This is a genomic window from Dermacoccus sp. UBA1591, assembly GCF_002322065.1.
In the GTDB taxonomy this organism is placed as follows: Bacteria; Actinomycetota; Actinomycetes; order Actinomycetales; family Dermatophilaceae; genus Dermacoccus; species Dermacoccus nishinomiyaensis.
Genome location: NZ_DCNR01000106.1, coordinates 9,505 through 13,710, shown reverse-complemented (window position 1 = coordinate 13,710; position 4,206 = coordinate 9,505). Strand labels below are relative to the sequence as shown.

Sequence of the window (4,206 nt, the reverse complement as noted above, 5' to 3'; positions counted from 1 at the left end):
GACGTGCTCAACGAGCTCGTCGTCCGTGACCTGCCGACGAAACTCGACGAGGCGACGGGCCGCCCGGATGAGCGTTATGTCGCGGCGCTCATCCAGAACGTGCAGGAGGGCGCGCTCAGCTCGGCGATCGCCGATGCCATGGGGCAGCTTCGCCGGCTCGACCCGAACGCGCCGGGTTACGCAGACGCCTCCCGTGCAGCGAGTGCGCGCCTGTTCCAGTTGCAGACGCAGCTCAACGCGCTGCGCGAGGCCGGTCTGAGATAGGTGCCCCGGGCGAGCGCAAGGCTGCGATTGTGAACGCGCGTCGAACCTTTGCTATAGTTACGGCGCGCCAAACGTTCGGGTGAGAGCCTGAACCGCTGGGTCGAGCATTCCCCTATAGCTCAATTGGCAGAGCATTCGACTGTTAATCGGAGGGTTCTTGGTTCGAGTCCAAGTGGGGGAGCATCACCGAGAACCGCCTCGTATCACCATGATACGGGGCGGTTCTCGCATGCTGTGGCGGCTCGTGCGCCGCTGAGCGCGTCCCGACGCAACACGACGCGGGGGCCTCGACCGATCATGGTCGAAGGCCCCCGCGTCGTGTGCGCGAACGTCAGGTCGTGTGTTGCTCGCCGAAGTTGACGCCCGGGGCGCCGGTGACGGCGACCCCGGCGGTCACGCCCGCGCCCGGCCCGTCGCCGTGTTCGCCCGCGCCGGCTGCCTGCCCGCGGTTCTGCAGGCGCTTCTCGACGAGGACGGCGATCTTCGAGATCGTGTAGTTGAGCGCGATGTAGATGAGCGCCACGACGAAGATCATCGGCACGATGTTCGCCGACGAGACCGCGGCGTTCTTGGCCTTGTAGAGCATCTCGCCGTAGAGCACGTTGTACCCCAGCGCGGTGTCCTTGAGCACGACGACGAGCTGGCTGATGAGTGTCGGCATCATCGCGGTGATCGCCTGGGGCAGCAGGATTGAGCGCAGGGTCTGCGTCTGTGTCAGACCGACGGACAGACCCCCCTCACGCTGCCCGTTCGGCAGCTGGTCGACGCCGGAGCGGATGACCTCGGCGACGACCGCACCGTTGTAGATGATGAGGGCGACGACCGTCGCGATGAACGGGTTGTTGTCGTTGTCACCGCGGGTCGAGAGCCAGCCGTAGACGAATAGCATCATGAGCAACACGGGCACGGCGCGGCCCAGCTCGACGATGACGCCGGCGACCCACCGCAGGGGCCGCACATGCGACATGCGGGCCATCGCGAAGACGATGCCGAAGACGGCGGCGCCGATCATGGCGGTGCCGGCGGCCTTCAACGTGCCGAGCAGGCCCGGCAGGATGTAGTCCTGCCACGTCGAGGCCTCGAGGAACGGCTTCCACATGGCCGAGGTGAGCTGGCCCTTGTCGTCGAGACGGCGGTAGACGAGCCACAGCAGGCCGAGAAGGACGAGGGCGCCGAGCACCGTCAGGACGGCGTGTCGCCGGCGGGCCTTCGGGCCCGGGGCGTCGAAGAGAACTCCGCTACTCATCGCTTCACCGCCAGTTTCTTGCCGAGGTAGCCGACGAGCAGACCCGTCGGCAGGGTCAGTGCCACGAAGGCGAGGGCCGAGGCGGAGAACGCCTGGTTGAGCAGGCCCGGGTCGTCCTCGGTCACCTTCGCCAGCATCGCGGCCATCTCCATGACGCCGATGACGACGGCGACCGTGGTGTTCTTCGTCAGCGCGATGAGCGCGTTGCCGAGGGGGACGATCGCGCCGCGGAACGCCTGCGGCAGGATGACCTCACGCAGTGACTGGCTGAACGTGAGCCCGATCGAACGCGCGGCCTCGGCCTGCCCGAGCGGGATCGTGTTGACGCCGGAACGCAGCGCCTCGCAGACGTAGGCGGCGTGGTACACCGTCAGGCCGAGCACCGCCAGGCGGAAGTTGTTCGTCGTGAAGAAGTCGGGGCTCTTGCTGTCCGCGAGCTCGACGCCGAGCTTGGCCCACAGCACGAGGTTGCACGACAGGATGATGAGCGTCAGAGGAGTGTTGCGGAAGATGTTGATGTAGGACGTGCCGAGGAAGCGCAGCATCGGCACCGGCGACATGCGCAGGACGGCGACGAGCGTGCCGAGGACGAGGGAGCCCACGGCGGCCACGAGGGTCAGCTTGATCGTCATCCACAACGCGTCGAGCAGATGATAATCGCTGAAAAGCGTTGACATGCAAGGCCTTTCAATGGGTGACGGTGACGGGCGCGGCGGGTGCCGCGCCCGTCACCGCGCATGGATCAGGAGCAGGCTGCCGGCTTCGGCGGGTTGAGCTTCGTGTCGTAGCGGAAGTCGGCGCCGAGGTTCGACTCGACGGCCTTCTTCCACTCACCGGAGTCGACCATCTTCGTGATGGCCTTGTTGACCTTCTCGCAGGTGTCCTTGTCGCCCTTCTTAAGGCCGACGCCGTACTTCTCCTCGGTGAAGGCATCGCCGACGAGCTTGAACTTGCCCTTGTAGGCATCCTGGTTGGCGTAGCCGGCGAGGATCGTGTTGTCCGTCGTCATCGCGTCGATGGCGCCGGAGGCGAGCGCGTCCGCGCACTCGGAGTACTTGTCGTACTGCTGGGGGACGAGGTTCGGCTGCTGCTTCTTCAGGTTGTCGACCGACGTCGAGCCGGTGACGGAGCAGACCTTCTTGCCCGCGAGGTCCTTGACGCTCTTGATGTCGGTGTCCGCCTTCGTCAGGACCGACTGGCCGGCGACGAAGTAGGGGCCGCCGAAGGAGACCTGCTGCTTGCGCTTGTCGGTGATCGAGTACGTGGCGAAGATCATCTTGACGGTGCCCGCCTCGAGCATCTTCTCACGCTGCTTGGAGGGCGACTCGACGAAGTCGATCTTGTCCTCGCCGTAGCCCATCTCCTTCGCGACGTACTTGGCGACGTCGACGTCGAGGCCCTTGTAGTCCGAGCCGGCCTTGAGTCCGAGGCCGGGCTGGTCGTACTTGATGCCGATCTTGATCTTGTCGCCCGAGCCGGACGAGCTCTTGTCGTCGCTGCCGCCACAGGCCGTCAGGCCGAGGGCGAGGGCGGCGACACCTGCGGTGGCGATGGCACGCTTCATGTCTGTTTCCTCCTGGGTTTGCTGACGGCCTGCGTCAGTGGGTGAGAATCTTGCCGAGGAAGTCCCGGGCACGATCGGTCGTCGGGTTGCTGAAGAACTGTTCGGGGGCCGCCTGCTCGAGGATGGCGCCGTCCGCCATGAAGATCACGCGGTCGGCGGCGCGGCGGGCGAAGCCCATCTCGTGGGTGACGCAGATCATCGTCATGCCGTCGGCGGCGAGCTGCGCCATGACGTCGAGGACCTCGTTGATCATCTCGGGGTCGAGCGCTGACGTCGGCTCGTCGAAGAGCATCACCTTCGGTTCCATCGCGAGGGAGCGGGCGATGGCGACGCGTTGCTGCTGGCCGCCGGAGAGCTGGGCCGGGAACTTCTTCGCCTGGTGGGCGACACCGACGCGTTCGAGCAGCTCCATCGCCTTCGCCTCCGCGTCGGCCTTGCTCTGCTTGCGGACCTTGATGGGGCCGAGGGTGACATTGTCGAGAATCGTCTTGTGGGCGAACAGGTTGAACGACTGGAACACCATGCCGACGTCGGCGCGCAGCTTCGCCAGCGCCGCGCCCTCCTCGGGCAGCGCCTTGCCGTCGATCGTGATCGTTCCGGACTCGATCGTCTCGAGCCGGTTGATCGTGCGGCACAGCGTCGACTTGCCGGATCCCGAGGGGCCGAGCACGACGACGACCTCACCGCGATTGACGCTCAGGTCGATGTCCTTGAGGACGTGCAGGTCGCCGAAGTGCTTGTTCACTCCGTCGAGCACGACGAGGGGTTCGCCTCGCTGGGCGGTGATGTCACTGTGCGCTGGGGCAGTGGTGGCTCCGGTCATGGCAGTGATCGTAGTCACGCCCACAGGCCGCTACGGCGCCGCCGCGCTCATTCGTGACTTAATTGCTACACATGAGCGTGGATAGGTTGTCGATATCTACTGACCCGTCAGATCCCGCAGCACCCGCGCTCGTCTCACGCTGTTGACGACTCACGACCCCGGCTCCACCTGGTGGCCGGGGTCGCAAGCGAATCTGTGGGTGTCTCAGGCGGCGAGGACGCGTTGTGACGCTGCCGCGCGCTGCGCCGACTGGATCAGGGCGCGCGACGAACCCGACGCGAGCGTACCGGTGAGCGACATCGTCAGCAC

The 4,206-nt window shown here is 66.0% G+C and carries 4 protein-coding genes, 1 tRNA gene and 1 pseudogene; 2 read left to right on the top strand and 4 right to left on the bottom strand.

Annotated features, from left to right (window positions below; genetic code table 11):
• A pseudogene (locus B2284_RS11760) lies at positions 1-264 on the top strand (DNA primase); the annotation flags it as partial.
• A 108-nt stretch (positions 265-372) separates the two neighbouring features.
• Positions 373-445 (top strand) — tRNA-Asn (locus B2284_RS11755).
• Between the two features lie 150 nt (positions 446-595).
• Here B2284_RS11755 and B2284_RS11750 read toward each other — a convergent pair.
• The 4 genes from B2284_RS11750 to B2284_RS11735 form a co-directional block, all read right to left on the bottom strand.
• Positions 596-1,510 (bottom strand): amino acid ABC transporter permease, encoded by a 915-nt coding sequence (locus B2284_RS11750; protein ID WP_074045595.1) that lies wholly within the window; start codon positions 1,508-1,510, stop codon positions 596-598.
• Complete coding sequence (locus B2284_RS11745) at positions 1,507-2,187, bottom strand: amino acid ABC transporter permease (RefSeq protein ID WP_038568646.1); 681 nt, start codon at positions 2,185-2,187, stop codon at positions 1,507-1,509. Before B2284_RS11745 ends, B2284_RS11750 begins: the two co-directional genes overlap by 4 nt.
• A 65-nt stretch (positions 2,188-2,252) precedes the next feature.
• Complete coding sequence (locus tag B2284_RS11740) at positions 2,253-3,074, bottom strand: glutamate ABC transporter substrate-binding protein (protein WP_038568644.1); 822 nt, start codon at positions 3,072-3,074, stop codon at positions 2,253-2,255.
• A 34-nt stretch (positions 3,075-3,108) separates the two neighbouring features.
• Positions 3,109-3,897, bottom strand: a complete 789-nt coding sequence (locus B2284_RS11735) for an amino acid ABC transporter ATP-binding protein (protein WP_006944163.1) — start codon at positions 3,895-3,897, stop codon at positions 3,109-3,111.
• Between the last annotated feature and the right edge of the window lie 309 nt (positions 3,898-4,206).

What these genes read in the sequence shown, in the direction of transcription:
- B2284_RS11740 (WP_038568644.1), bottom strand. Translation starts at nt 3,074, where the DNA reads ATGAAGCGTGCCATCGCCACCGCAGGTGTCGCCGCCCTCGCCCTCGGC.
- B2284_RS11745 (WP_038568646.1), bottom strand. Translation starts at nt 2,187, where the DNA reads ATGTCAACGCTTTTCAGCGATTATCATCTGCTCGACGCGTTGTGGATG.
- B2284_RS11750 (WP_074045595.1), bottom strand. Translation starts at nt 1,510, where the DNA reads ATGAGTAGCGGAGTTCTCTTCGACGCCCCGGGCCCGAAGGCCCGCCGG.
- B2284_RS11735 (WP_006944163.1), bottom strand. Translation starts at nt 3,897, where the DNA reads ATGACCGGAGCCACCACTGCCCCAGCGCACAGTGACATCACCGCCCAG.